Annotated in this window: 25 protein-coding genes and 4 pseudogenes; 20 read left to right on the forward strand and 9 right to left on the reverse strand. The window is 61.0% G+C overall.

Annotation, left to right across the window (positions count from 1 at the left end; translation table 11 throughout):
• Window positions 1–23 precede the first annotated feature (23 nt).
• Genes AC3WWH_RS18160 through AC3WWH_RS18170 form a run of 3 tightly spaced genes read left to right on the forward strand, consistent with a single transcriptional unit; the run spans window position 24 to window position 2,352 of the window.
• Window positions 24–1,070: a putative FMN-dependent luciferase-like monooxygenase gene (locus tag AC3WWH_RS18160; protein WP_058320931.1), complete on the forward strand. Its 1,047-nt coding sequence runs from the start codon at window positions 24–26 to the stop codon at window positions 1,068–1,070.
• Window positions 1,071–1,109: 39 nt separating this feature from the next.
• Window positions 1,110–1,727, forward strand: a complete 618-nt coding sequence (locus AC3WWH_RS18165) for a CMD domain protein (protein WP_058320930.1) — start codon at window positions 1,110–1,112, stop codon at window positions 1,725–1,727.
• A 22-nt stretch (window positions 1,728–1,749) separates the two neighbouring features.
• Entirely contained in the window at window positions 1,750–2,352 is a 603-nt protein-coding gene (locus tag AC3WWH_RS18170; protein WP_058320929.1) for an alkylhydroperoxidase domain protein, read from the forward strand.
• 97 nt (window positions 2,353–2,449) lie between these two features.
• Here AC3WWH_RS18170 and AC3WWH_RS18175 read toward each other — a convergent pair.
• Window positions 2,450–3,500: pseudogene (locus AC3WWH_RS18175) on the reverse strand (porin).
• Between the two features lie 674 nt (window positions 3,501–4,174).
• Between AC3WWH_RS18175 and AC3WWH_RS18180 the strand changes: the two are divergent.
• A complete protein-coding gene (locus AC3WWH_RS18180) occupies window positions 4,175–4,426 on the forward strand; it encodes a hypothetical protein (RefSeq protein ID WP_058320928.1) in 252 nt (83 codons plus the stop codon).
• Window positions 4,427–4,670: 244 nt separating this feature from the next.
• On the opposite strand, the gene AC3WWH_RS18185 is transcribed toward AC3WWH_RS18180, so the two are convergent.
• From AC3WWH_RS18185 to AC3WWH_RS18195, 3 genes are all read right to left on the reverse strand, one after another.
• Window positions 4,671–5,081, reverse strand: coding sequence for a DUF983 domain-containing protein (locus AC3WWH_RS18185; RefSeq protein WP_057249508.1), 411 nt, complete (start codon window positions 5,079–5,081; stop codon window positions 4,671–4,673).
• A gap of 185 nt (window positions 5,082–5,266) precedes the next feature.
• Entirely contained in the window at window positions 5,267–6,664 is a 1,398-nt protein-coding gene (locus AC3WWH_RS18190) for an aminotransferase-like domain-containing protein (RefSeq protein WP_058320927.1), read from the reverse strand.
• A 109-nt stretch (window positions 6,665–6,773) separates the two neighbouring features.
• Entirely contained in the window at window positions 6,774–7,394 is a 621-nt protein-coding gene (locus AC3WWH_RS18195; protein WP_058320926.1) for a LysE family translocator, read from the reverse strand.
• A gap of 126 nt (window positions 7,395–7,520) precedes the next feature.
• Here AC3WWH_RS18195 and AC3WWH_RS18200 point away from each other — a divergent pair, with 126 nt between their 5' ends.
• The 3 genes and pseudogenes from AC3WWH_RS18200 to AC3WWH_RS18210 all read left to right on the forward strand — a co-directional run.
• Window positions 7,521–8,390 (forward strand): LysR family transcriptional regulator, encoded by an 870-nt coding sequence (locus AC3WWH_RS18200; protein WP_156433004.1) that lies wholly within the window; start codon window positions 7,521–7,523, stop codon window positions 8,388–8,390.
• A 198-nt stretch (window positions 8,391–8,588) separates the two neighbouring features.
• Window positions 8,589–9,335: a pentapeptide repeat-containing protein gene (locus AC3WWH_RS18205; protein WP_082615791.1), complete on the forward strand. Its 747-nt coding sequence runs from the start codon at window positions 8,589–8,591 to the stop codon at window positions 9,333–9,335.
• Between the two features lie 59 nt (window positions 9,336–9,394).
• A pseudogene (locus AC3WWH_RS18210) lies at window positions 9,395–9,574 on the forward strand (hypothetical protein); the annotation flags it as partial.
• A gap of 213 nt (window positions 9,575–9,787) precedes the next feature.
• Here AC3WWH_RS18210 and AC3WWH_RS18215 read toward each other — a convergent pair.
• From AC3WWH_RS18215 to AC3WWH_RS18225, 3 genes and pseudogenes are all read right to left on the reverse strand, one after another.
• Window positions 9,788–10,057 (reverse strand): annotated as a pseudogene (locus tag AC3WWH_RS18215) (HipA N-terminal domain-containing protein); the annotation flags it as partial.
• Window positions 10,054–10,284 (reverse strand): helix-turn-helix transcriptional regulator, encoded by a 231-nt coding sequence (locus AC3WWH_RS18220; protein ID WP_057249517.1) that lies wholly within the window; start codon window positions 10,282–10,284, stop codon window positions 10,054–10,056. The gene AC3WWH_RS18220 and the pseudogene AC3WWH_RS18215, both read right to left, overlap by 4 nt.
• Window positions 10,285–10,686: 402 nt before the next feature.
• Window positions 10,687–11,256, reverse strand: coding sequence for a nucleoside 2-deoxyribosyltransferase (locus tag AC3WWH_RS18225; RefSeq protein ID WP_058320924.1), 570 nt, complete (start codon window positions 11,254–11,256; stop codon window positions 10,687–10,689).
• A 200-nt stretch (window positions 11,257–11,456) separates the two neighbouring features.
• Here AC3WWH_RS18225 and AC3WWH_RS18230 point away from each other — a divergent pair, with 200 nt between their 5' ends.
• The 4 genes from AC3WWH_RS18230 (at window position 11,457) to AC3WWH_RS18245 (ending at window position 14,043) form a co-directional block, all read left to right on the forward strand.
• Window positions 11,457–11,588: a hypothetical protein gene (locus tag AC3WWH_RS18230; protein ID WP_280938312.1), complete on the forward strand. Its 132-nt coding sequence runs from the start codon at window positions 11,457–11,459 to the stop codon at window positions 11,586–11,588.
• Window positions 11,589–11,732: 144 nt separating this feature from the next.
• Complete coding sequence (locus AC3WWH_RS18235; protein WP_058320922.1) at window positions 11,733–12,527, forward strand: hypothetical protein; 795 nt, start codon at window positions 11,733–11,735, stop codon at window positions 12,525–12,527.
• A 62-nt stretch (window positions 12,528–12,589) separates the two neighbouring features.
• Complete coding sequence (locus AC3WWH_RS18240) at window positions 12,590–13,156, forward strand: RES family NAD+ phosphorylase (RefSeq protein WP_162752637.1); 567 nt, start codon at window positions 12,590–12,592, stop codon at window positions 13,154–13,156.
• A gap of 437 nt (window positions 13,157–13,593) precedes the next feature.
• On the forward strand, window positions 13,594–14,043 hold the full coding sequence (locus AC3WWH_RS18245) for an acyl-CoA thioesterase (RefSeq protein ID WP_058320921.1): 450 nt from the start codon (window positions 13,594–13,596) through the stop codon (window positions 14,041–14,043).
• On the opposite strand, the gene AC3WWH_RS18250 is transcribed toward AC3WWH_RS18245, so the two are convergent.
• Window positions 14,031–14,990, reverse strand: a complete 960-nt coding sequence (locus AC3WWH_RS18250) for a LysR family transcriptional regulator (RefSeq protein ID WP_058320920.1) — start codon at window positions 14,988–14,990, stop codon at window positions 14,031–14,033. The genes AC3WWH_RS18245 and AC3WWH_RS18250 overlap by 13 nt on opposite strands.
• Window positions 14,991–15,132: 142 nt before the next feature.
• Between AC3WWH_RS18250 and AC3WWH_RS18255 the strand changes: the two genes are divergently transcribed.
• The 9 genes from AC3WWH_RS18255 to AC3WWH_RS18295 all read left to right on the forward strand — a co-directional run bounded on the left by AC3WWH_RS18255 (window position 15,133) and on the right by AC3WWH_RS18295 (window position 23,678).
• A complete protein-coding gene (locus tag AC3WWH_RS18255; protein WP_058320919.1) occupies window positions 15,133–15,915 on the forward strand; it encodes an ABC transporter substrate-binding protein in 783 nt (260 codons plus the stop codon).
• 77 nt (window positions 15,916–15,992) lie between these two features.
• Complete coding sequence (locus tag AC3WWH_RS18260) at window positions 15,993–16,640, forward strand: amino acid ABC transporter permease (RefSeq protein WP_057249527.1); 648 nt, start codon at window positions 15,993–15,995, stop codon at window positions 16,638–16,640.
• A 14-nt stretch (window positions 16,641–16,654) separates the two neighbouring features.
• On the forward strand, window positions 16,655–17,314 hold the full coding sequence (locus tag AC3WWH_RS18265) for an amino acid ABC transporter permease (RefSeq protein WP_058320918.1): 660 nt from the start codon (window positions 16,655–16,657) through the stop codon (window positions 17,312–17,314).
• Window positions 17,311–18,075 (forward strand): amino acid ABC transporter ATP-binding protein, encoded by a 765-nt coding sequence (locus tag AC3WWH_RS18270; RefSeq protein WP_058320917.1) that lies wholly within the window; start codon window positions 17,311–17,313, stop codon window positions 18,073–18,075. The genes AC3WWH_RS18265 and AC3WWH_RS18270 overlap by 4 nt, the downstream gene beginning before the upstream one ends.
• A gap of 8 nt (window positions 18,076–18,083) precedes the next feature.
• Window positions 18,084–19,721 carry a N,N-dimethylformamidase beta subunit family domain-containing protein gene (locus tag AC3WWH_RS18275; protein WP_058320974.1) on the forward strand — a complete coding sequence of 546 codons (1,638 nt, stop codon included), beginning with the start codon at window positions 18,084–18,086 and terminating at the stop codon, window positions 19,719–19,721.
• Between the two features lie 12 nt (window positions 19,722–19,733).
• The gene (locus tag AC3WWH_RS18280) at window positions 19,734–21,101 is read left to right on the forward strand and encodes an aminotransferase family protein (protein ID WP_058320916.1); all 1,368 of its coding nucleotides are present in this window, start codon (window positions 19,734–19,736) and stop codon (window positions 21,099–21,101) included.
• 10 nt (window positions 21,102–21,111) lie between these two features.
• Complete coding sequence (gene kce, locus AC3WWH_RS18285; RefSeq protein ID WP_058320915.1) at window positions 21,112–22,056, forward strand: 3,5-dioxohexanoate:acetyl-CoA acetone transferase; 945 nt, start codon at window positions 21,112–21,114, stop codon at window positions 22,054–22,056.
• 71 nt (window positions 22,057–22,127) lie between these two features.
• Window positions 22,128–22,622: a GNAT family N-acetyltransferase gene (locus tag AC3WWH_RS18290; protein WP_373419817.1), complete on the forward strand. Its 495-nt coding sequence runs from the start codon at window positions 22,128–22,130 to the stop codon at window positions 22,620–22,622.
• A gap of 30 nt (window positions 22,623–22,652) precedes the next feature.
• Window positions 22,653–23,678: a histone deacetylase family protein gene (locus AC3WWH_RS18295; RefSeq protein WP_058320913.1), complete on the forward strand. Its 1,026-nt coding sequence runs from the start codon at window positions 22,653–22,655 to the stop codon at window positions 23,676–23,678.
• A 75-nt stretch (window positions 23,679–23,753) separates the two neighbouring features.
• Here the strand turns inward: AC3WWH_RS18295 and AC3WWH_RS18300 are convergent.
• A pseudogene (locus tag AC3WWH_RS18300) lies at window positions 23,754–24,479 on the reverse strand (LysR substrate-binding domain-containing protein).
• Between the last annotated feature and the right edge of the window lie 9 nt (window positions 24,480–24,488).

The raw sequence follows: 24,488 nt of genomic DNA on the forward strand, positions 1-24,488 counted from the left end.
GGAATTACGAACAAGGACTGACCATGACACAGACCACCCCACGCAAGCGCCTTGGCTTTTTCACACGCGTGCTCGACGACGTTCCCGCCGGCACTCGCTATTACTACGCCAAGGAGCAGATCGTGACCGCCGAGCGCTTCGGCTTCGATACTGCCTGGGTGGCGCAGCATCACTTCCATGCCGATGAAGGCGGCCTGCCCGCCCCCCTTGTTTTCCTGGCTCATGTAGCAGCCGAGACGACGCGCATCCGCCTCGGCACGGGCGTCATTACCTTGCCGCTCGAAAACCCGATCCGAGTGGCGGAAGATGCAGCGGTTTTCGATTTGCTTTCCGGGGGCCGCCTAGAGGTCGGATTCGGCACAGGCGGAACGCCGTCCTCCTTTACCGCCTTCGGCCTTGAAAGCGCGGAGCGTGGTGTGGTCTTCGGTCGGCATCTCCAAACCGTGCTTGATGCCTGGGCCGGCCGAGCGCTTGCCGGCGGGGATCGTCTCTATCCCGCAGCGCCGCAACTGCTCGATCGCATCTGGCAGGCAACCTTCTCGGTCGCCGGCGGCGAGCGTGCCGGTCGCGCTGGCGACGGCCTGATGCTGTCGCGCACGCAGCCGCGGCCGCAGGACAAACCGAACGCCTCGTTGGCGGAACTACAGAACCCGATCATCGACGCATACCTGCATGCGCTTCCCTCCGGTCGCGCGCCCCGCATCCTCGGGTCCCGCAGCCTTTTTGTCGCCGATAGCCGTGCTGAAGCGCTGCGCCTGGCGGAGATCGGGCTGAACCGCGGTGCAGAACGCTTGATTGCCGCCGGTCACAAGGTTGCCGGCAACTCCCTTGCCGATCTGATCGCCGCATTCGACGTCCATGTCGGATCGGTGGACGACGTCACCGAAAGCCTCAGCCGCGACGAGACCCTGGAGCGCGTGACGGACCTCGTGTTTCAGGTTCACTCCGTCGATCCGCCGCACCCTTTGATCCTGCGTTCGATCGAATTGGTCGCAACCAAGGTTGCGCCAGCGCTCGGTTGGTCGCCGCAGGAGAAGTTCCACGCGCGCCGGTTTGGTGCCGTCGGTTGAGACTGAGCGCCGATTTCACCAAGTAGAGGAGACAAAGCCATGACCCAAGTGTCGCCAGACATCATAGATCTGCTTGCGGGCATCACCCCGGGATCGAGCCTCGACCGCATCCGCGCCCAAAGACCGGAAACGCGAGAGCAGGCGCAGCAAAGCTATCTCGCGCTATTTCGACCCAAGGCACCTGGCGACGTCTCCCTGGCGGAGCGGCAGACAATTGCGAGCTTCATCGCCGGACTTCACCGTCAGCCGGATATCTATGAATTCTATGTCAATCCCCTGGAGGAAAGCGGTACGGATCGCTGGCTTGTCGAGGTATTGAAGGCGGAGATTGGGGCAGGGCAGGCGACGGGTCCCTACGGCGATTACCCCGAGGGGCCCTTGAGCGTCGAGAACAAGGCGGGTCTGCTTTATCGCGTCTCAGACACAAACCGCGACGTGCTCGGCGAAAAGCTCTCAGCCGCGTTTGAACATGCGCATCTGCTCGTCTTCCGCCCGCGCGAGGCCAGCCCGCAAGCGCTGCAGGCGCTGCTCGACGCCGGCTGGACGACAGATGGCATCGTCACGCTGTCGCAACTCGTCTCGTTTGTCGCGTTCCAGATCCGGGTGATCGCCGGGCTCAGCCTGCTTTCCGCCGCATCGAAGCGTGCCGCTGCATAAGACGTCGAGAGGAACCGCGACAATGACTGAAGTTGCCATCACACCGGGCGTAGAAAATCCTCCTGTAACCTTCACCCAGGCCGAGATCGGCTGGACGCCGTGGCTCCAGCCCTTGGCCGAGGACGATCTGACCGATCGACATCTCCGCGGGCTTGTCGAAGCGGCGCGCGCAAAGTCTCCCTATTTTCGTCTGCTGGTACGCGATCCGGTGGTACTGGAGGCACGCACGAAGACGGACAAGGACATCTTCTACAATACCCGCACGGGCTTGCCACGCGCGGAGCGCGAACTCGCGGCCACGGCCGCCTCGCGGTCAAACGGCTGCATCTTCTGCGCATCGGTCCACGCGCGCTTCGCGTCTCATCATTCGAAACGCGGCGACGACGTGCAAAAGCTGCTGGATGAGGGTGTCGGCGCCGACCTTGGCGAGCGATGGAATGCAATCGTTGCCGCCTCCGTCGCGCTGACTGCGACACCGCCAGCCTTCGGCGACGAGCATGTCGCACGCTTGGCTGCGGCCGGCCTTGATGAATTGGAAATCGCCGATGTGATCCACGGCGCCGCGTTCTTTAACTGGGCGAACCGTCTGATGCTTTCGCTGGGCGAGCCAACCCCAGCCAATTGATCAGCGCCGGGCCCGGCGGCTGACGTATTTCGCTGGCAATAAGAAAGCCCGCAACCTCGGCAGAGGTTGCGGGCCATTGCATCCGATGGTGGTCGGATTAGAAGTTGCGCTGCAGACGGACGAAGCCCTTGACCTGCTCGTCGGCATTGTCCTTGTCTTTGTACTGAACGGAGATGCGGGTCGCCAGACCTTCGGTGATCGCGTAGTCGAGCGTTACGCCAGCGCGCCACATGTCGTCGTCACCGAAATCGGTAGCCGAGGTCTGCAGGCTATCCCAGTACTGGACACCGGGGGTGATCTTCAGCTTGTCGGTGGCCTTGAAGGCGTACGACGCTGCAACGGTCCACTTGGAAGCCTTCCAGTAGGTGTTCGGGTTCGAAGCCCAGATGCCGGCAAGCTGGAAGGTGCCCGGGCCGAGGTCTGCCGAGTGCAGGCCGCGGATTGCGCCTTCTTCCCACTCGGTGTCGTAGCCGCCGAGCAAGTCGAACGAAACGCCGCCGACCGAAGCCGAAACGATACCGGAGATGCCGATGCCGTTTGCCTTGGTGGACCAGCCTTCGAGCTCGTCGACCGAGGGCCTGGAACGAACCGCCGTCATAGAGGTAGGCGACCGAGTTGAATTCGGTGACGTTGCCGAGCGTGTCGGTTTCGCCGTTGATACCCTTATCCCACCAGTTGTAGAAGAAACCGGCCTTCGGGCCGCCGAGCTGGATGTAGGCTTCATCAACGTCGATGAAGTCGCTGTCGCCAGTATCGGTGTCGTTGTCGGCGTTGAACTCAGCGGCGAAGAAGCCGGTGAGCGTGCCATACTCGGTGTCGCTCTTGGCGTCGAACGAGATGTAAGCGCGCGAGAAGGCATCCCAGTCAGACGTGGACTGACCGCGGGCACCTTCGAAGAAGTGGTCTTCGTTGTTGTAACGGCTGTCTGCAGCGTCACGACCAAACGAGGTCTGGAAACGGATGAAGCCGCCGATCTTGAGGCAGGTTTCGGTTCCCGGGATGTAGAAGTAGCCAGTGCCGAAAGCGTCGCAAACGCGAACATATTCCATGGGCTCCGGCTCGGCTGCGACGATTGCGTCAGCTGCCTGGGCGCCAGAGACTGCTGCGAGAGCAGCAGCGGAGCCGAGAAGAAGGCTTTTGATATTCATACGGACGAACTCTCTAATGGTCTTCAAGGTCAACAAGGCCCGACCCTGGTGTCGCCCAGAAAATTATCGGCTACCTCGCTCACGCTGCGACGAAATGAACCGGCCACGATGGCTCGCGGCGGGCAGCGGCGACACCGCTATCGTCGCCAAACGACAGTTTTGTAACAATTTTGTTTCGAATCTTCGGAGAACTTCTTTGATATATAGTATGGCACAATATTCACTATCATGTGTTTCTAAAATAAAAATGACCGCTTATAGATAGTAATGAATCCAAATTATATTTTTGCGGCGAAGAACTATTGACAACAAGCCCTCATAAAAACGTCATAAACTACACATTGACGGTTTGGTTTCTATATTTTACCTAGTGTCGGCCTTTGAGAAGAGAGGCTTCCGGTGAAGAGCGCCGTCAACGATCAACAGTTGGCGGCGCCGTTATTTTTTAGGGAATTTTTACTCTGGGAGGCGACCGACCGTTCGCGATCAGTGCCGCAGCGACCCACACGCAACGCCTCTAAAAGCTGCTTGGAAGGGAACCGCTGCGCTGACGCTCCGGCGCGCTCCTGATGGTCGCGACTTGCTTGACGAAATGAAGCCAATGATTGTAATTCCTCCTAGGGCACAGGCCCGCAAGGCGATCCAGCCTGCACGGTCCCATCGGAGATTTCGGCATGAATCGATGTGCATTCCTCATCGCCGCGGCAGTCATGTCGCTCTCGGATGCATCTTCATCTTTCGCAGCAAAGGCGACCACGGCAGTAACGGTCATTGCTTATTCTTGCGAACAAGGTCCGGTTACCATTGCCTATGCGAAGAAGAAGAGCGGTGAGGAGTCCGTGCTGGCGGAACTTGCGGGCAAAACCGTCCGAATGTGGCGCCTCACCGACCGCTCCGAGGAAGATGTATGTGTCTCCGCACGGTGACGGAGGCAGTTACCGTTGGCGGATTGGGGACGAAGTTCGGGGCATTGACTTGGCTTGGCCCTGAGGCGGATGCCAAGGAGAAGGTTCTGTTCGACCAGTGCCGCGCTGTATCGAACAGGTGATCGGCCTTCCTGGCGGATGCGGGCGGTCGGTATCTGCCGCCTGACAAGGCGCGCCGCCACCTGAAGACGGTCGCCGCGCTATCGGCGACCGGTAGCCATGTTCTCGCAGTGAGGCGCGGTCATTACTGCGTTGTCGCAACTGGCGGATCCGCACTGCGCCTGACGACCTTGCCCTCCTCGGCCTTGTAGAAGAACTGGCTTGAGACGAGCCATCCCTTCAAGGGTCGAAGCGGTGGAATACACGTCAAGAGCATGAACGGGCCGGTGACCAGCAGATGCACCCAGAGCGGCGCGCTATACTGAACCTCGAGCCAGACGCCAAGAAGCACGCTTGGCACACAGGCAAAGCAGATGACGAAGAAGGCGGGGCCGTCTGCTGGGTCTGCGAAGGAATAGTCGAGACCGCAGACTTCGCACTCCTTGCGCATCTTCAGGAACCCCTGGAAGAGGTGTCCTTGTCCGCAGCGCGGGCAACGGCCGCGCAGACCGGTCTGCATGGGTGGGATAGGTGGCCATTCGTGATCCGAAGACATAGTCGTTCCTTTCAGGCGTCTCGTCCGGCGCATTTTGATGTTTGCCGATGTTGCCTGGTATGCGGCCGGCCATTCCTAGGCGCCGCCTCAGGTCCAGAGGATTAAGCGCCCGAAAGCATACATTGTCAAATTATTGTATGCATACATTGCTGCGACAATTTCGCCCGCCAGCAGTACCGTTTCCCTTAGACCACGAGGCTGGATGCGGCGGGGGATTGGCCGAGGAGGTCAGCGATGGTCAACAGGCTGCGGCGCAATTCTTCTTGTGTGGCAGCCGCGCCCAGCCCCAGGCGGACGGCTTCCGGGGCCGGGCCGACGGCAAAGGCGTCACTCGGAACGACCGCGATGCCTGCCGCCTGCAGCCGCCCGCTGAACTCGCCGCGGGTCCAGGGCCGCGGCAGGCGCAACCAGACATGAAAGGCATGAGGGTCGCTGACGGCCGTGTCTTTCGGAAGGACGTTTTCGGCTATCCTTTGCCGAGCGGCTGTTTCGGTGCGGATCGCGCCAAGGACGGCATCTGCCGTTCCATCCTCGATCCAGCGGGTGGCGATAGCGGCTGTGAGGGGCGACGCCAGGCCGGCGGTTGCCCGGATGACGCCCTCGATCCGGACCGAGCTGCGGCTATCCGGCACGACGAGATAAGCGATGCGGAGCGCCGGCGAGAGGCATTTCGCCAGGCCCCCGATATAATAGACAAGATCCGGCGCCAGCGCAGCAAGCGCGGGTGGCGGTGCCACCGGGAGGGCGCCATAAGCGTCATCTTCAATGATCGCCACGCCATGTCGTCTGGCGACGGCGACGATGGCTTCGCGGCGCTCCAGCGAGAGCGTGACGGTCGTCGGGTTGTGAAGCGTCGGATTGCAGTAGAGGGCCTTTAATGTATGCGTCGAGCAAAGCTCTTCAAAGGCTTCCGGAATAAGGCCTTTGTCGTCGATGGCGACCCCCAGCACCGTGATGCCGAGATGGGCGGCGAGCGCCCGAAGACCCGGGTAGGCAATCGCCTCGGCGCATATGGTGTCGCCTGCCTTGGCCAAACTGCTGAGCGCGGCAAGCAGCGCGCCTTGCGCGCCAGGGCAGACCAGCATGCGCCCGACTGGCACCTCGCCGAGGCGCGGTCTCAGCCAGGCGGCGCCGGCGGCTCTGTTGTGCAGTGTGCCGGCGGGCGCCTGGTAGCGCATCAGAAGGTCGAGCCCGTGCTCAGCCTGAAGTGCTGCCATGTCATCCCAGAGCCGCGCAGAAAGCGCGTGATCGTCAAACAACGGTGGCAGATTCATGCTCATGTCGACAATGCCACTGGTCGCCGGACGGGCGACATTGGCCCGCCGTGCCTTAACATAGGTGCCCTGGCCGACGCGGCCTTCCACGTGGCCACGGTGCCTCGCTTCGTTGTAAGCACGGCTAACGGTGGTAAAGTCGATCCCCAGCGCTTCTGCCAGCACGCGCTGCGGCGGCAGTCGCATCCCGTCCGCAAGCCGCCCATCGGCAATATCCGCGGCAATCGCATCCGCGATCGCGAGATAGAGAGGCCCATCAGCCTTGCGAATGGTGGGGCTCCACGAAATCTGCAAGCGTTCGTCGTTCATCGCTACAATATCCGGTCTTGATAATTGTATGGATATTGCATGCTTCCGCGTCCCAGGCAAGGCATATGGCCGATAATGACAGGAGATAGGCGCCTGTCAGACGCCGCAGCTAGGGTCTGGTGACACTCGTCGTTGCCAGGAGAAGGCCGAAACTCACCAACAAGGCGCCGAAGATGCGGTCGATCCAATGCCGCAGTCGAAGAAGGCGAACACGCACGACACCGAACGAAAAGAACAAGGCCACCAAGGCGAACCAGACGATATGGGCGGCTGCGATGAAGCCGCCATAGCCGACTTGCAAAAGCAGCGGGGTCGTTGGCTCGACGACCTGCATGAAGAGGCTGACGATAAAGACCGTCGTTTTTGGATTGAGCGCATTGGTGAAAAATCCGGTGCGCAGGGCGCCGAGATCGGAAAGCGCCGGAACGTCGAGCTTTTCCAGCGGGCCCGCAGGCTTGGCGCGCAACATCTTGAAACCGAGCCAGATCAGGTAGGCGGCACCGCCAAGCTTCAAGATGCTGAAGAGAAGGATCGATTGCCGGATTACAAGCCCGACACCCAGGATGGTATAGGCGACATGGACGCAGACACCTGCGCCGATCCCGAGCGCCGTCAAAACGCCGGTCCGTCGGGACAGCAAAAGACTGTTGCGCGTGACCATCGCGAAATCGGGGCCGGGGCTGATGACAGCCAAGATCGTAATGGTGACTACGGCTAACAGTTCCGTCATTGCATTTCTCGCTTGTTCCGTCGATGTTGCAGAAGCAATAGGCGAAAAACGGTGCGGCGACTAACGATGAATCCTGACGATATTGGTGAGCCTAGATCACAGATTAACACCGTTCGCCTGCCGCCTATGGCAGCGCTTCGCTGTTTCGAGGCGGCGGCCAGGCTCGAAAGCTTCAGTCGCGCTGCGGAGGCATTGCATCTAACCCATGGCGCAATCAGCCGGGCAGTCCGTCTCATGGAGGACGAGTTGGGCGTGGCGCTGTTTGAAAGGCGAAGTCGTCGCGTCTTCCTGACGGACGCCGGCCGCAAGCTCGCGACTGCCGTGCGCGAGGGCTTTGCTCTCGTCGAGGCAGCCGTCCGGGAGATCAGGGAAGAGGCGAGGGTGTCTGCCCTCGTGGTTTCTTGCGAGCCGACGCTTCTGATGCGCTGGCTCATCCCGAGGTTGCCGGATTTTCAAGGGCGGCACCCGGATGTCCCTGTACATCTCGTTGCCGGGGGTGGTCCGGTAACACTGGGGCGCGGCATAGATCTCGCTATCCGGCGAAACGATTTCCTGCAGACGGGCGCGGTCCATGCGACCCCGCTGTTTCGTGAACGCACCGGCCCGATCTGCCGTGTCGACAAGGTTGCATCTTTTTTCGACCGGCCTGACGCACGCCGCCTGCCGGAACTGCGCGCCGATGCGGTACGCCTCCAGTCGCGTAGCCGCCCGGATGCGTGGGAAACCTGGGCAAGGCTCGCCGATTGCCGCACGCTCGGGCGGCGCTCACAGAGTTTCGAGCATTTCTACATAAGCCTTCAGGCCGCGGTCGCCGGAATCGGTGTCGCGATCGGTCCTTGGCAACTAGTACGTGATGACATCGATAGCGGCATTCTGACCGCGCCAGCGGGATTTATCGAGGACGGAACGGTCTACCAACTGCTCGCACCAGCAGCCATTATCGAGGGTAGCCCCCACGCCAAACTGCGCGACTGGCTGTTGGAAGCCGCTATCTGAAACGAAGCGTTTTCAATTCTGTTATTTGCATAAAGGGCAACAACGTCATACGTTTACCAGCGAAGCACGCACAACCGGTGATGCCGATCATCGCAAAGGATGTGTATGCCATCTGAAATGCAAACCATTCGACCCCGCGGGTCCCGGAGCGGCGCCATGACTATCCTCAAAACCGATCTCGACCACGGGTGCGGCGCGATGCGTCAGTCCACGGCGCTGCGCCGGAAAACGCTGAACGGGACGGCTCGCACGGTGAAAAATTTGCTGGCGCCGGCAATCACCGCTTGCCTTGTCGCCCTGGCGGCGCCGGCGGTCGGCCACGCCGCGAGTTGCAAGGACGCGGCCGCACCCGGCGCTGATTGGACCGACTGCAACAAGAAGGCGCTCATGCTTGGCGGCAGCGATCTGCAAGGTGCCAATCTGGTCAACACGGATTTCACCTTGACGGACCTGCGGGGCGCCAATCTGATTGGCGCCAACCTGGAGAAGGCAACACTGGTGCGTTCATCGGTGGCTGGCGCCCTGGCCGAAGGGGCAAATTTTTCCAAGATCGAAGCCTATCGCTGCAATTTTGCGGGTATCGCTGCCGAAAAGGCGTCCTTCGTCAATTCCGAACTGCAGCGCGCCAATTTCAGCGGCGCCCGGCTGACGGGTACGAGCTTCGAGAAAGCCGAACTCGGACGGGCGAATTTCGATAGGGCGGAACTGACCGGAACCCGCTTTTCTCACGCCAACCTGTCGCGCGCCAGCTTTAGCAACTCGAGCTTCACGGGACCGATCGACTTCGATGGTGCGTTCATGTTCCTGACGCGGATCGAGGGCGTAAACCTCTCCGAGGCGACCGGGCTCGAACAGGAGCAGGTCGACATGACGTGCGGCGATAGCTCGACCAAGTTGCCAGCCGGTCTGAACACACCGGCGGGGTGGCCCTGCGCCTCCGATTAGAGGCTTTCGCTGCCCTCTGAACACTCGCGGGGTGCGTTTGACCTTTACTTCGACGAAAGCTCTTACCGATGACGGCGGGACGGCAGTTTCGCGACTCCGCCCCGCGCGTGCTTCGCGAAATCGACCGGGTCCGCGACGAAAGCGGCACACCTGAAAACGAGCGACTGCATCCCGATCCGGCGTCCGGAAAGCCGTGGCCTATTTTTGTGCCCGATCCCGACGTGGAAGACAGCGGCTGATTTATCAACGCTTGGGCCGGCAGTGCGGACGGCGCAGATGCCGGGCGGGGATGCGTTGCCGAAGCGTTGGATGTAACAAGCAGCTAATCTGATCGCGGAATTCGTGGTGGTGGCGAAACAAAGCCTTTTAGGATTGCACTCCGCAGTTCGGCTAAATCGACAACCTGACGAGTTTGGCGCGGCCCGCGATCAAGTCCGCAAAGTGATTTATCGTAGCGCGAAATCATTTGCAGGTGAGACGCCCAATGCTTGCGCTGCAACCAAGCGCTGGCTTTCTTCGGGCAGCAGGCCGCCAAAAAATGGTCTGCATTCACGACGGGAAAAACGCTGCTGGCGCTTCGGGAGGGAGGCTGAAAGCGGAAGTGTGCTTTCATCATCAAGCCAAGCTTCAGCGTAGGCGAAACCGATATCGCCGTGCCGATCCTGGGAGAATTGCCCGACAATTCGAGCATCCCACCAGACGTTGAGAACCCTTGTCATCATTGTCTGCGTTCACCAGGAACCAGAATATCGACCGAACAGCCGAGCGTTTGCAGAACCTGCAACACTTTTCCTATCTGTGCTGTCGGCTTGCCGGCCTCGAGATCGACAATGAACCGGAGCCCGACGCCAGCAACGCCGGCGAGTTCGTCCTGCCGCAAGTTTTGCTCCTTGCGTGCGCTTCGGACCAGGGCGCCGATATCAGATGGAGTTTTGACCCGTTTTGCCATCGTTATTTTCCCGCTCGGGAAAGTATCAGCATGTTGGGTGCTCTGTCGAGATTAATTTTCCCGAACGGGAAAATTAACGCGGCCGCATGATGTCTTCCGCAGATAATTTCCCGAGCGGTAAACTCTATAGAAGGTTGGCTCGGCGCGGCCAATCGATCGATGCGGTTGAGCGGCGCTTGTGGCAATCGAGTCCGGTTTCAGGTCAAGCAAAGAAATTGGCACCATTCTTCGCGATCGCATCCTTCAAAGAGGCGAGAAACTGCTTCGGACGTGCAATTTGCGTCGATAGAGCGGCCGGCCGCAACGATATCAGAGATATAAGTTTCGGCGACCGGGCCGTCACGGTCGATGATTTCTTCGATTTCGGCAGCCCCTCGCCGGACGACAGGACCAACCGCAACTCTACGCCAGGTGCCGCTTTGCGGCGATGGCCAGGCATTCCTTGAAAGCCTCGAGGTCGGTAAAGCGATCGGCCTCTGGCACTTCGCGCTTGATCAGCGCGCCCTCCCGACGAAGGATGCCACCATCCAGCATCAGATTGTCGGCCATGTCGAAATCTTCGATGCTGAGGCCGTCGGCGCCTGCCATGCGTCCGTCGGGGCGCAGTGCAGCGGTGCCTCTGTAATGATCATTCAGGATACGTTCGTAGTAGCTGCGCGAGGTGTTGGTATAGGCATAGACGTGCTTGCCACGGCCGCACATGAAGCCGAGTTCGAACACCGTGCCGACATCGGCACTGATGCCGCGAAATGGCGTCAGGTTGGCGATGATCATGTCAGAGGCGAGCATCATGCCCTCGTCCACCGCATAGATAGCAAGGCCACGTTCATGCTTGGTGGGCGCCGGAGGGATTTCGAGATCGCCCGGCACCAGCGGCGTGAAGCCGGCCGCGCGCGCCAGTGCCGCCTTCTCCTGCTGTATCTCGACCGCATTGGAGAGAAAGACTTCCGGGCCAGCGAGATAGACCTTCACGCCTCATTCCTCCTCGTATTTCAAGCCGCTATCTAGGATTGGGCAACCACGCTGCGCCTAGCCATCGTTTATCGTTTGGAGCAAGTGTGCTTACCCTCGGATTTTTCCGGACTTATGTAGCAAATGCCACAAGATTCCAGGTCGACGAAATTGATATACTCCTGATTGCATCAAAACGGTGTGCTTTTAGTGTGCTTTTCATGGCGTCTGTGGTCGACGAATCGAAGTGGATACTGGCCGAGGACGACGCCAGGTTGGTCGCGATCCGAGAGGAAGCCGCCTTTGAGGGGCAGAAGGCGGCGTTCGAGACCGCGCCCGTCCAGACATACTAGAAGCATTGTCGAGGAAGTTCGAGTTCCGATAGCCAACAGCCATGACGCGAGAACGACGTGTCTCGCCGATCTTCGACCTTGAAAATCGCACGAAGATTATATAGGTTAATTACTATGAGAATAACCTGAATAACGGTGGCAATCATGGCCAGGAAAGACGACTTGCAGATATACGGTGGAGCCGAGTTCGCTTTCGCTCTTCAAGCAGGCATGACCGTGCCCAAGGCTAAATCCGCCAAAATCAAGGGGAGGGCAACCACCTCGAAGAAGATCACCGCTGAGAAGGCTAGTGGGGAACCCTTCGTGCGTGCGGGAAAGTTCGCCAACGTCGTCGAGCGGGTCATTCGAGGGACGTCCGACGTCGACGTCAAAGACGTGATGATCGTGGTGGTGAAATCAGATGACGCCCTGTTGCGGGACACCATCAGGAGCGTAGTTTCCAGGGCTCCGGGCGTGGTCGAGGCGCGGCACGAAAAACTCACGGACGAAGCAGTCGATCAACTTCTTTCAGTTTACATGCCGACGCCGCCGGACGCGGCCGTCACCCAGCTCCTGCTGGAAAGCAACGCGAAGGCCCGCAAAGAATTCTTCGAAAAATGGAGTTGCGCCACAAGCAAGCAGCTCGCCGAAAGCGCCGGACACTCATCCAGCAACCCGAGCATGACTGCAGCTCGCTGGAAAGCCAGTCACAAGGTCTTTTCCGTCAAGCATGCGGGCACGGAATACTTCCCGGTCTTCCAATTTTCGGATGGCCAACCTATCGCTGTAGTCGGCGATGTCATCAAGAAGCTGGAAGGCAGGAAGTCGCCCTGGCAGTTGGCGTTCTGGTTCACCTCTCCCAACGGATGGTTGGGCGGCAGGGTTCCGGCGAACTCGCTCGATGACAAGGATGGTGTGCTAAATGCGGCGGCGCAGGAATCGGAATTCATCGCAGGATGAAGACACCACCTCCGCCGTCACCGTTCCCTGCTTCGAACACGTGCGTCCTTAAAGGTGGAACGATGTTGCATCGCGTGCACGACGCTCGTTTCGGGAGTTGCACATTCAATCCTGGTCTCGGACGGCTCAGCCGTTTCGCTCCCCTTCATCTACCCGGCGGCCCCATCCCAACACAGTATGTGGCGACGACGTTTGAATGCGCCGTCAACGAGACCATTTTCCACGACGTGCCGTTGACCGCGCCGGGCAAGACCGTCGGCGCGGACAACATCAAGCCTCTGGCCCACTCAGTGGTCGAGCCGATCCGCGATTTGAAACTGGTCCCCCTTTTCACACCGGACCTCGCGCGTTGGAACATCTCGCGTGCGGAATTGATCGAGACCGACGCCGACCAATATCCGATGATCGCGCAATGGGCGCTTGCCATCCACCAAGCAAGACCTGATGTCGATGGACTGATATGGACATCGAAGCGCTGCGACCCCGACCGATCGATCCTCCTTTTCGGAGATCGAGTCGACTCGAGCGACCTATCCGCGCTCAGCGCGACGCCCATATTCACGAACGTCGCCGAGATGTCCCAAGTCATCGACTTTGCGGCCCGCATTGAGATCGCTATCGTTGTCTGACATTGCTCACTCGTTCTTCGTGCGCCGCGCCCGACGCCACTTCTGGTGTCCACATGTTGCGTGAGACACCAGTGTGGCAAACATGGATGTGGCTCTACGAGGTCCTATCGGTTTGGAGCCATTCGATAAATGAGGAGTGGTTCGATGGTCTCGCGGAAGCGGCTTTCAGACGGCAAGATCGCCCAACAATCAAAATACAGGGCGGCCATCCCGATCAGCCAAGCCCGTCCGTGTAACATCAAGCACCAAAAATCGCGTCTGATTGCGCTGCGTGAACTTTGTGGCATTTGCTACATAAGTCCGGATTTCCTGGTCCTTTGTCCAGCCACCGCAGATGCGAGCGTTCAAGGGATGCTCTTCTCGGGCGCCATGGACAGAAGCGTCGGGCATCCGTTATGTCTCGCAACGGTCACAACTCGATGAATGAGGCGCGCCCCATGTCCGTCCAGCCTTTGACAACCTATGTCGGCGTCGCTCACCCGTGGATGTGCGACACGATGGGGCACATGAATGTGCGCCATTATGCGGCCATATTCGACGATGCGAGCTTCCAGCTTCTTGGTCACATCGTCGGGCCGGAAGCTCAGTCGGAGACGGGTAGAGGCTGGGCCGACGTGCGCTCCGAGGTCGAGTACAAGCACGAAACCGAGGCGGGCGCACTGATCACCATCCGGTCGCGTGTCATCAAGCTTGGCCGCTCGTCGGTCACCTTCGAGCAGATCATGTCCGGTACGCTCGACGGCATCGTGCATGCGGTCAACAGGACCACGACCGTACGTTTCGATCTTGAGGCACGCGCGGCCATTGCGTTGGAGCCAGACGCGCGGGCGCGCGCCGAGGCGCTCCTGTCGAGCAACGAGCCTGCACGCGCAGATCAATCGGCATAGACGCGTTCTTCAACCGGCGTTTCTGCGATCAGCGTCTGCAAACCGGCGATCAGCGCCTTCTCTGCCCGGTTAATCGCTTTCTCCGGGTTTGTCAGCATGAAGATATCGATGGCAGGCGGATTGTCATAGGGTGGCAGGCGCCACAGGAGCCCGTCCGCCACATCGCGGCGGGCGACATGCAGCGGCAGCGAGCCGACGCCGAGACCGGCAAGCGTCATTCGCCGCACCTCCTCGAGACTGGACGAGACGCCGACGACATTGGCGTTGAGCTTGGCTTCGCTGCGCAAGAGCGCCACAGGCCGCAGGGCATCGGCGATGTGGTCGGTATGGAAGGACACCGACGTCTCGCCTTTGAGGTCGGCCAGCTTCAACCCCTCGCGTCCGAACAGCCGGTGGTGCGGGCCGCAGAAGAAGCCAAAAAACTCCCGGAAGACCATCAAATAGTCGAGCGCTGGATCCCGGACACTGACAAGACAAAGACCGAAGGAGGCACGCTTCTCCCGCACCTGGCGCGTCACCTCGCCGCTCGGCCCGACGTTGATCGTTAGCGTGGCGCGCGGATAGCTGCGGTGAAACTCCATCAGCGCCCGATCGAAGATCGGTGAGACCACGTGGCTCGCAACTGCGATCGTGACATGTCCGGTGACGTCGTCGCTGACGCCGCGCACGAGTTGCGGCAGTTGCGAGATCGTGCCGAAGACCTCGACGCTTTGCTCATAGAGCAGCTGTCCAACTTCAGTGAGATCGAAACGCGTCGCGTCACGTTCGACGAGCCGGCGTCCAACGCGGTCTTCCAGCCGTCGAAGCGCGTTGCTGACGCTCGGTTGCTTGAGGTTCAGCCGCTCGGCCGCGCGCGTGATGCTCTTCACTTCGGCGATCACAACGAAGGTGCGCAGAAGGTTCCAGTCGAGCTCCCAGACGAGCCGTTCCAATCGCGGTGATGCCATTCCTGAAATCTATGCCCTCTATTTCCATTATCTATTTGCGCAATGCTGAAGCAGAAGCAATCATGAAATTCGGAAGGCGCCCCTTGCCAATCCCAAGCGCACAAGAAGGCGCGCCCCAATCCAGAGGAACAAGGAACATTTCATGAAGACCCTATTCTCCGGCCTCTTGGCCGCGACGCTCACCATTGCTGCGACTTTTTCCGCCGTCACGGCTCGTGCTGACGACCTAGTAAACGTCAAGTCCGCCGGCGAACTGAAGATCGCCATGTCGGGTCAGTACCCGCCGTTCAATTTCGTCAACGAAGAAAACCAGGTCGTTGGTTTCGACGCCTCGATCGGTCAGGCAATTGCCGAGCGCGTCGGCGTCAAGGGCACGCTGGTAACGACCGCCTGGGACGGCATCATCGCCGGCCTGCTTGCCAACAAATACGATACGATCGTCGGCTCGATGACGATCACCCCGGAGCGCGAAAAGGTCGTGGACTTCGTCGGCCCCTATTACCATGCCGGCCGCGCCGTTTTCGTCAGCGAAGCATCTGATGTCCAGAAGCTCGACGAACTCAAGGGCAAGACGCTTGGCGTCACGCTCGGCGAAACCCATGAAAAATGGGCGCGCGAGCAGGGCGGCTGGGACGTCCGCACCTACAAGGGCCTGCCGGAACTGCTGATGGAACTGAAGAGCGGCCGCGTCGATGCGATCGTCGTCGACAACATCCCGGTGATGGTTGCCGTCAAGGAGACCGGCGAGAAGGTCCGCCGTCTCGAAACGCCGGATATCGAAGGCGGCAGCGTCGCGATCGGTATCGCCATCCGCAAGAACAATCCGGAACTGAAGGCGGCGATGCAGAAGGCGCTCGAGGATATGCTGGCAGACGGCTCCTACGAGAAGATCGCCATGCAATGGGTCGGCAGCGACATCCGCTGATCCCCACCCTTACCGTCTCTCCGGCCGCCATGTAAGCCGCGGCCGGAGGCCACGAGTTTGCCTTCCGGAGTTTTCCCATGGACGTTTCGCTGGTGCAGCGCGTCTTCCCGTTTTTCGTGGAAGCGGCGTGGATCACGATCGAGATCTCGGTACTTGCGCTTGCGCTCGGCCTCGTCGTTGCGTTCCTGATATCGGCCGCAAAGATGTCGCGCTCGTTCCTTTTGCGCGCCTTCGGCACCGCCTATGTCAGCCTGTTTCGCGGCACGCCCTGCCTCATCCAGCTTTTCGTGCTCTACTTCGGTGGCCCGCAGATCGGTATCAATCTGGAGCCCTTTGCTGCCGGCGTCATCGGCCTCGGTCTCAATATCGGCGCCTACATGGCAGAATCCATCCGCGGCGCCATCCTGTCGGTTGACCGTGGGCAAACGGAAGCCGCCCGCTCGATCGGCTTCAGCCGGTTCCAGACCATGCGCAAGGTCGTGTTGCCGCAAGCCGCGCGTCTCATGATCCGCCCGCTTGGCGTCAATGCCGTGGCGCTCGTCAAGGGATCGGCGCTGGTCTCGACGATCTCGGTGGTTGAACTCACCTACACGGCGCAGCGCTATATCGGCTCGACCTACAAGCCGTTCGAGATCTTCGGCGTGGCCGCCGTGCTCTACATGCTCATCGTCTATGTTGTCGCGCGGATCGTCGATCTGCTTGATCGACGCTACGCCATAGCCTGAGGGAGGAGCGCCATATGCAAGGTCTCGATTTCAGCGTCGTTCCACCCTATGCCGATATCCTCTGGATGGGTGTCTGGTGGACGGTCGTTCTGACCATTTCCGCCGCCGCGATCAGCTTCGTCTTTGGCATCGTTTTCGCCCTCGTCGTGCTCTACGCGCCGAAATCGGTCGCCCTGCCGGTGCGCGGTTTCATGTGGCTGTTCATGGGCACGCCGCTGCTCCTGCAGCTGTTCCTGATCTATTACGGGCTCGGGCAACTGGGCCTCAAGATCCCCGCCTTGATCGCCGGCATCATCGGCCTCGGTCTGCACTTTGCGGTCTACAGTGCCGATATCCTTCGTGCAGGCATCGTGGCCGTCGACGCCGGCCAGACGGAAGGTGCGCGCAGCCTCGGCTTCGGCCGCATGCAGACGTTGCGCTACTTCATCGTGCCGCAGGCGATCCGCAACACCATACCTGCCATGGGCAACAACCTGATCGTGCTCCTGAAGGAATCCTCGCTCGTCTCGATCATCGGCATTGCCGAACTGGTGCACGCAGCGCAGCTCGCGATCAGCGAGACATTCCGGCCGTTCGAATTCTACATCACGGTTGCCGCCCTCTATTACATCATCAATCTCGTCCTCGAAGCGGGTCTGCGCCAGGTCGAAAAGAACGTGGAGGTCTCCCGATGACCGCTCTAAAACCCATGGTCGAAGTCAAGGGCGCCCGCAAAAACTACGGCGCGCTGGAGGTCCTGAAGGGCATCGACCTCTCCGTTGCCCGAGGGCAGATTGTCGCGATCATCGGCCCGAGCGGGTCGGGCAAGAGCACGCTCTTGAGATCGATCAATCACCTGGAGACGCTGAATGGCGGCGAGGTCTGGCTCGATGGCGTAAAGGTCAACCAGAACCTGAAAGGCCAAGCTTTCGAACGGCACATCAATGCGGTGCGCCAGCAGATGGGCATGGTGTTCCAGCACTTCAATCTGTTCCCACATCTGACAGTGCTACAGAACATCACCATGGGCCCGATCATCCTGAAGGGAATGGGCAAGGCTGCGGCGCGTGAACTCGCCATCGAGCTTTTGTCGAAGGTGGGGCTCAAGGACAAGGTAGACGCCTTTCCGTCGCGGCTTTCCGGTGGTCAGAAGCAGCGCGTCGCGATTGCCCGGGCGCTCGCCATGCAGCCCAAGGTGATGCTCTTCGACGAGGCCACCTCGGCGCTCGACCCGGAACTGGTCGACGAGGTGAACGCCGTCATGAAACAGCTCGCAGCCGAGCATATGACCATGCTGATCGTCACCCACGAGATGCGCTTTGCCGGCGAGGTCGCCGATCGCGTGCTCTTCATGGACGGCGGTGTCGTCGTCGAGCAAGGGGCGCCCAGCGAAATCTTCCGCCAGCCGACGCAGGAGCGCACCCGGGCGTTCCTCAAGAAATACCTGGCAGCGTGATGGATGCCATGATGGAAAAAAGCAAGCACTACCCGGATTTCGGCCTGACGCCGGAACAGCGCCGCGAGGCGGTGCTCGGTCACTATTACGAATATCCGGGCATGGACGGTGAGGGCGGTGAGATCTGGTGCTACACCGACGGCTATGCCTATCCGCCCGGTGCCACCGCGCGGCTACAAGTGAGTTCGACAGCTTCACGGTTCTCGCTCGAAATTACGCGCGATGGAGCGATGGAGACGATGGTTTTCAAGCGCGACAGCCTTGCGGCGGGCTGGCAGGAAACGCCGGACCAATGTTCAGTCATCGGCTGCGGCTGGGAAACGAGCTTCGAATTCAAGATTGCCGAAGACTGGCCGTCGGGCGCCTATCGCATCACGCTGAGGGCCGAGGGCAGGGACGGCAAGCCGATCCATTGCCACCATCTGTTCATTGTTCGGCCGCTCGCTGGCCGCAAGCCGGGCCGGGTGCTGCAGGTGGCGGCCACCGGCTCCTGGACCTCGTATAACACCTGGGGCGGCTCCAACCACTACCAGGGGATCACCGGCCCCAACCGCGATCAGTATGCGACGACCGTCAGCATCGAACGTCCGTTCTGCCGTGGCTTCGTCGTGCTGCCCCCGGATGCTCCGCGGGTGCCCTTGGAAATCTATGCGCCGATGGCGGTTGCCCCGCGCTATCCGCACATGGAATGGGCCTATGCCAACGGCTATTCCAAGAAATATGCCTCGTCCGGCTGGGCGAGCTATGACAGTCACTTCTTCCGCTGGGCGGAACGCCAAGGTTATGCCGTCGATCTCGCCAGCCAGCACGAGCTTCATTTCAACCCGGAGATCCTCGACGGCTACGATTGCGTCGTCTTCGTCGGCCATGACGAATACTGGACCTGGGAAATGCGCGATGCGGTTGACAACTATGTCGAACGCGGCGGAAAGGCGGCGCGCTTTGCCGGCAACTTCATGTGGCAGACGCGGCTGGAAGACGGCGGCAAGCGGCAGGTTTGCTACAAGTACCGATCACGAGCAGAAGACCCCGCCTATCGCTCGGCAGATCCGACGCGCACCAGCGGCTCCTGGGAAGCAGCCGAGATCGGTCGGCCGGGGGCGGCGACATTCGGGCTCAATGCCACCCGTGGTCTTTATGTCGGTTGGGGCGGCTGCGCTCCGCGTGGCGCACGTGGCTTTCCGGTCTATCGGCCGGAGCATTGGGCCTTCTCCGGAACGGGCATCTACTACGGTGATATCCTCGGCGCGGAAGGCCATGCGTTTGGTTACGAGGTTGATGGCCTCGACTATATTATCCGTAACGGCCTGCCGGAGCCGACGGAGGACAGCGGCGCGCCGGACGGGCTCGAAATCCTCGCGCTCGGCATGTCGTCGCTGAAGGAAGAAAGCGCCGACATCCCCGCAGACGACCAATTCCTTTCGGATGCCGACGCGAAATTCGTCGCCGAGACGCTGATCGGCGACACTGCCCCTGCGGCCGTCGAACGCGTTAAGCGCGGCTGCGGCATGATCATAAACTTCCCGCGCGGCAAGGGCGAGGTGTTCCACGCCGGCAGCTGCGAATGGGTGGCGGCGCTCAAACGCGGTGACGCAATGGTCGAGCGCGTCACCGCCAATGTTCTCAATCACTATCTCACTCGCTGACAGAGATTTGCCATGCTCAAGACGACAGCTTCCAACGAACGACCTGCCTCCCATCTCTTCTACCAGTCGCGCCTCCGCCGGCCGCTGGTCGATCGGGCCGAAGGCATCTATCTCTTCGACCAGGACGGGCGCCGGGTGATCGACGGCTCAAGCGGCGCCATGGTGGTCAATATCGGCCATGGCAACCGCAATGTGCTCGACGCGATGAAGAGCCAGATGGATCGCGTCACCTTCGCCTATAGGCTGCACTTTGAAAACGAGCCGGCCGAAGATCTGGCCCGCCGCGCGGCGGAAAAGCTGCCGGAGGGCATGGACAAGATCTTCTTCGTTTCCGGTGGCTCGGAAGCAGTCGAATCCTGCCTCAAGCTTGCGCGGCAATGGGCGGTCGCCACCGGTCAGAAGGACCGCTGGAAGGTGATCTCGCGCTTTCCGTCCTACCATGGCGGCACGCTCGGGGCGCTGGCTGTCACCGGTTATGCGGCGCTCTCCGATCCTTTCTCGCCGATGATGCGCGAAATGCCGAAGGTGCCGGCGCCGACCGCCTATCTCGATCGGGACAACCTGACGATGGAGCAGCGCGGCATCAAATATGCCGACATGCTGGAGGAGCGGATCCAGGCGGAAGGCCCGGAGAGCGTGCTCGCCTTCATCATGGAGCCGATCGGCGGCGCTTCCACCGGCGCGCTCGTGGCACCCGACAGCTACTATCCGCGCATTCGCGAGATCTGCGACAAGTACGGCATCCTATTGATCCATGACGAGGTCATGAGTGGTGCTGGCCGCACCGGAAAATTCCTCGGCGGCGACCACTGGAATTGCCGCCCGGATCTGATCGCGCTCTCGAAGGGCTTCGCCTCGGGTTATTGCCCGCTCGGCGCCATGGCAGCTCCGTCGTTGATCGTCCAGCCGGTGCTCGATGCCGGCGGCTTCCAGCACGGCTTCACCTATGCAGGCAATCCGCTCGCTTGCGCCGCTGGTCTCGCCGTTCTCGACGAAATCGACCGCCTTGGCCTGATCGATAATGCCGCTGCCATGGGCGATGCTTTGAAGGCTGAACTCGTGGCGCTCTCCAATCGCTTCCCCTTCATCGGCGATGTGCGCGGCAAGGGTCTGCTACTGGCGGCCGAATTCGTCTCCGATCGTGAGACGATGAAGCCGCTGCCGAAGGAGTTGAATGCGCACCAGCGCATGGTCGATCTCGCCTATGAGCGCGGCCTGATCATCTATTCACGGCGTACGCGCGGCGGTGTGGAGGGCGACCATTTCCTCGTCTGCCCGCCGATGATCATCACCCGTGAGCAGATCGGCGAGATCGTCGCCATCCTTGGCGACGTACTCGAAGTGCTCGCCGAAGAACTCAATCTTCCCGTCAACCGCTGAGGGCTTGACCATGACGAAGTCCAAAACATCGCGCAGAGTGATCATCACCTGCGCGGTGACGGGATCGGTGCATACGCCGACCATGTCGCCTTACCTACCTGTTACCCCCGACCAGATCGCCTCCGAAGCAATCGCTGCAGCCGAGGCCGGCGCTTCCATCTTGCATCTCCATGCAAGGAACCCGGAAGACGGCCGCCCGTCGGCCGATCCGGCGCTGTTCATGCAGTTCCTGCCGCGCATCAAGCAGTCGACCGATGCGGTAATAAACATCTCCACCGGCGGTTCGTCGCTGATGGCGCTGGAAGATCGGCTTGCGGCTTCGCTGCGCGCCGAACCGGAAATGTGTTCGCTGAACATGGGGTCGATGAACTTCGCTTTGTTTCCGGCGCTCGACAAGCCGACGGAGTGGAAACACGAATGGGAACCGCAGCTTCTCGAAGCAACGCGGAGCTCCATCTTCAAGAACACCTTCGCGGATATGGAATTCATCCTGACGCGGCTTGGCCAGGGCTGCGGCACGCGCTTCGAGTTCGAATGTTATGACGTCGGCCATCTCTATTCGCTGGCGCATTTCCGCGACCGCGGCCTGGTGTCCGGGCACCTCTTCATCCAGTTCGTCTTCGGCGTGCTCGGCGGCATCGGTGCGGATCCTGAGAACTTGACGCACATGAAACGCATCGCCGACAAGCTCTTCGGTGACGACTACAGCTTCTCGGTACTGGCCGCCGGCCGCCATCAGATGCCGATGATCACCATGGCCGCCGCCATGGGCGGAAACGTCCGCGTCGGGCTGGAAGACAGCCTCTACAACGGCCGCGGGACGCTTGCGGCCAGCAATGCCGAGCAGGTCCACCGGATCCGCACAGTTCTCGACGCCTTGTCCCTGGAGGTTGCAACCCCTAAGGAGGCGCGCGCGCTTCTCGGCCTCAAGGGCGGAGATCAGGTGGCATTCTGAGGCCGGCGCCACGGGCATGGTTCGACTTGAGCCTTCGCCTGCTGGCAGTGAAAGGGAAAACAGTGACGATGATGCAGCACTCAACGGCCGATGTCCGAATTCGCGCAGGCGAACCAGGGGATGCCGACACCATACATAACGCGATCCTGGCTATGGGGCGTGGGCTCGAAATGGCGGACAAGCTCACCTGCACGGTCGATGACTATCGCCGTTTCGGCTTCGGTCCGAACGCCGCCTTCCACAGTCTGATCGCCGAGGCGGGTGCAGATCTTGCCGGTCTTTGCCTGTTCTTCCCGATCTTTTCGACCTGGCGCGGGAGGCCCGGCGTCTTCGTGCAGGATCTGTATGTCGACGATCGTTTCCGTGGCCTCGGTATCGGCGAGCGCCTGCTTCGCGAAGTGGCCACATGGTCGAAGGCGCGGGGCGGCGACTATCTGCGGCTGGAAGTCGACGTGGAGAACTTGCCGGCGCAGCGCCTTTACGAGCGTATCGGCATCACCTGGCAGACGAAAGATCGCGCTCATGCCGCGTATGGCGAGGCGTTCGGGGCTCTGGCCGGGGACTGAAAGTTTGACGACGCAGGAAAGGGAGACAGCATGAAAGCCTTCTATGCAGCCGAACAGAAGCGCCATAACCCGAAGGCCTTTCTGTCGAGCGGAGCGCCGCAGCCCAATCCGGAGCGGCCGGAACGGGTCGAGCGCCTGCTCACCGGTGCCCGTGCCGCCGGCTGCGAGATCCTGCGGCCCCGCGATCACGGGCTCGACCCGATCGCCGCGGTGCACACGCCGGAGTATCTCGATTTTCTCGAACATATCTACGCGCGCTGGCAGCGTATCGCCGAGGCTTCGGAGGAGGTTATCCCGAACATTCATCCGCTAGCGCGTAACGGTCGCTACCCGGCGTCCGCCGTTGGCCAGGCCGGCTACCACATGGCCGATACCGCGTGTCCGATCTCGGGCGAAACCTGGGAGAGCGTGTGCTGGAGCGCCTGGAGCGCCGTTGATGCCACCGATGCGGTCATGGCGGGCGAACGGGCGGCCTATGCGCTCTGCCGGCCACCGGGCCATCATGCCTTTGCCGACGTCGCCGGCGGCTTCTGCTTCGTCAACAATTCGGCGGTCGCCGCGCAGCGCTTCCTGACAAATGCTGCCCGCGTGGTGATCCTCGACATCGACCTGCACCATGGCAACGGCACGCAAGGCATCTTCTACCAGCGCGCCGACGTGCTCACGATCTCGATCCATGCGGACCCGGTGCGTTTCTACCCGTTCTTCTGGGGCCATGCGGACGAGCGCGGCGAGGGGCCGGGCCTCGGCTACAACCTCAACCTGCCGCTCGAACGCAAATCCGGCGATGCGGAATTTCTCGCCGCGCTCGACGTCGCCTTCCGCCGCATCCGCGCTTACGCGCCGGACGCGCTGGTTGTCGCGCTGGGCCTGGATGCCTTCGAAGGCGATCCTTTCGGGGGTCTCTCGGTCTCTACTCCGGGCTTTGCCCGGATTGGTGAGGCGATCGCGGGCCTCGGCCTTCCGACCGCGATCGTACAGGAAGGCGGTTATCTCTGCGATGCGTTATCGGACAACCTGACGTCCTTCCTCTCCGGCTTTGGCGGCGCGGCATAGCGCTCGAGCAATTCCGGGAAAAATGTGAAGCGGTTTTCCGCCGGGAATCGCGTGATCCAAGTGCGCTGACCGTCACTATTGTGTGGTCGGCCGGGTCGTTTTGCGATCGTGCGTGTCGGGATACACGCCCGGCAGCGGCGTCGCGAAGACCGCCTCGCTGTCGTCCGGCCGCAATCGGCCCGCTTCGTCGATAAATCCGCGGATCAGCGGCAGGTGCCGGCGCTCGGCAAGGCAGATGGCATATTCGTCGATGAGTTCGCGGGCGTCGTCGATCGGCACGAAGGCGAGACGGGCATCGTGGCCGAATTCGAGGTCGGCGACGACGCCGCAACCAACACCGTTGGCGATCGCTTCGCGCACACCTTCGCGCGACGAGATCTCGACGATCTGCTGCACGGTGGTGCCGTGTTCGGCGAGATTCCTTTCGAAGATCTCGCGTGTGCGTGACCTCCTTTAGCGCATGACGAAGGACATGTCCTCCAGCTCCCTCATCTTCACTCCCTCGCGCTCGGCAAGCGGATGGCCGACGGGTACGCATAGCCCGATCCGCATGCTGAGGAAATGAACACCATAAAGGCGCGGATCGTCAGGCGTCTGCGCGGTGATCGCAACATCGGCCCGGTAGTCGAGGATCTGGTCGATGACGCGGGCGGAATTGTCGACCGCGAGCGAGAAGCTCAGCTTCGGCCGATCGACTTTGAGCCGCGACAGGATCGGCAGCGCCAGGATCGGGCCGGCAAATGCCCGCCATTCGAGCCCGCTTCGAGAGCTGACGCGCCCAAGCGCCGAGCAATCGGACAAATTGCATTT

This window comes from Ensifer sp. EB106-03-01-XG145 (genome assembly GCF_058792075.1).

Bases quoted from the DNA above. Each gene is read 5' to 3' on its own strand.
- AC3WWH_RS18290 (WP_373419817.1), top strand. From the start codon at position 22,128: ATGCAGCACTCAACGGCCGATGTCCGAATTCGCGCAGGCGAACCAGGG.
- AC3WWH_RS18235 (WP_058320922.1), top strand. From the start codon at position 11,733: ATGGCCAGGAAAGACGACTTGCAGATATACGGTGGAGCCGAGTTCGCT.
- AC3WWH_RS18270 (WP_058320917.1), top strand. From the start codon at position 17,311: ATGACCGCTCTAAAACCCATGGTCGAAGTCAAGGGCGCCCGCAAAAAC.
- AC3WWH_RS18265 (WP_058320918.1), top strand. From the start codon at position 16,655: ATGCAAGGTCTCGATTTCAGCGTCGTTCCACCCTATGCCGATATCCTC.
- AC3WWH_RS18205 (WP_082615791.1), top strand. From the start codon at position 8,589: ATGCGTCAGTCCACGGCGCTGCGCCGGAAAACGCTGAACGGGACGGCT.
- AC3WWH_RS18280 (WP_058320916.1), top strand. From the start codon at position 19,734: ATGCTCAAGACGACAGCTTCCAACGAACGACCTGCCTCCCATCTCTTC.
- AC3WWH_RS18255 (WP_058320919.1), top strand. From the start codon at position 15,133: ATGAAGACCCTATTCTCCGGCCTCTTGGCCGCGACGCTCACCATTGCT.
- AC3WWH_RS18250 (WP_058320920.1), bottom strand. From the start codon at position 14,990: ATGGCATCACCGCGATTGGAACGGCTCGTCTGGGAGCTCGACTGGAAC.
- AC3WWH_RS18240 (WP_162752637.1), top strand. From the start codon at position 12,590: ATGTTGCATCGCGTGCACGACGCTCGTTTCGGGAGTTGCACATTCAAT.
- AC3WWH_RS18190 (WP_058320927.1), bottom strand. From the start codon at position 6,664: ATGAACGACGAACGCTTGCAGATTTCGTGGAGCCCCACCATTCGCAAG.
- AC3WWH_RS18160 (WP_058320931.1), top strand. From the start codon at position 24: ATGACACAGACCACCCCACGCAAGCGCCTTGGCTTTTTCACACGCGTG.
- AC3WWH_RS18260 (WP_057249527.1), top strand. From the start codon at position 15,993: ATGGACGTTTCGCTGGTGCAGCGCGTCTTCCCGTTTTTCGTGGAAGCG.
- AC3WWH_RS18245 (WP_058320921.1), top strand. From the start codon at position 13,594: ATGTCCGTCCAGCCTTTGACAACCTATGTCGGCGTCGCTCACCCGTGG.
- AC3WWH_RS18230 (WP_280938312.1), top strand. From the start codon at position 11,457: ATGGCGTCTGTGGTCGACGAATCGAAGTGGATACTGGCCGAGGACGAC.
- AC3WWH_RS18180 (WP_058320928.1), top strand. From the start codon at position 4,175: ATGAATCGATGTGCATTCCTCATCGCCGCGGCAGTCATGTCGCTCTCG.
- AC3WWH_RS18200 (WP_156433004.1), top strand. From the start codon at position 7,521: ATGGCAGCGCTTCGCTGTTTCGAGGCGGCGGCCAGGCTCGAAAGCTTC.
- AC3WWH_RS18295 (WP_058320913.1), top strand. From the start codon at position 22,653: ATGAAAGCCTTCTATGCAGCCGAACAGAAGCGCCATAACCCGAAGGCC.
- AC3WWH_RS18275 (WP_058320974.1), top strand. From the start codon at position 18,084: ATGATGGAAAAAAGCAAGCACTACCCGGATTTCGGCCTGACGCCGGAA.
- AC3WWH_RS18170 (WP_058320929.1), top strand. From the start codon at position 1,750: ATGACTGAAGTTGCCATCACACCGGGCGTAGAAAATCCTCCTGTAACC.
- AC3WWH_RS18165 (WP_058320930.1), top strand. From the start codon at position 1,110: ATGACCCAAGTGTCGCCAGACATCATAGATCTGCTTGCGGGCATCACC.
- AC3WWH_RS18185 (WP_057249508.1), bottom strand. From the start codon at position 5,081: ATGTCTTCGGATCACGAATGGCCACCTATCCCACCCATGCAGACCGGT.
- AC3WWH_RS18195 (WP_058320926.1), bottom strand. From the start codon at position 7,394: ATGACGGAACTGTTAGCCGTAGTCACCATTACGATCTTGGCTGTCATC.
- kce (WP_058320915.1), top strand. From the start codon at position 21,112: ATGACGAAGTCCAAAACATCGCGCAGAGTGATCATCACCTGCGCGGTG.
- AC3WWH_RS18220 (WP_057249517.1), bottom strand. From the start codon at position 10,284: ATGGCAAAACGGGTCAAAACTCCATCTGATATCGGCGCCCTGGTCCGA.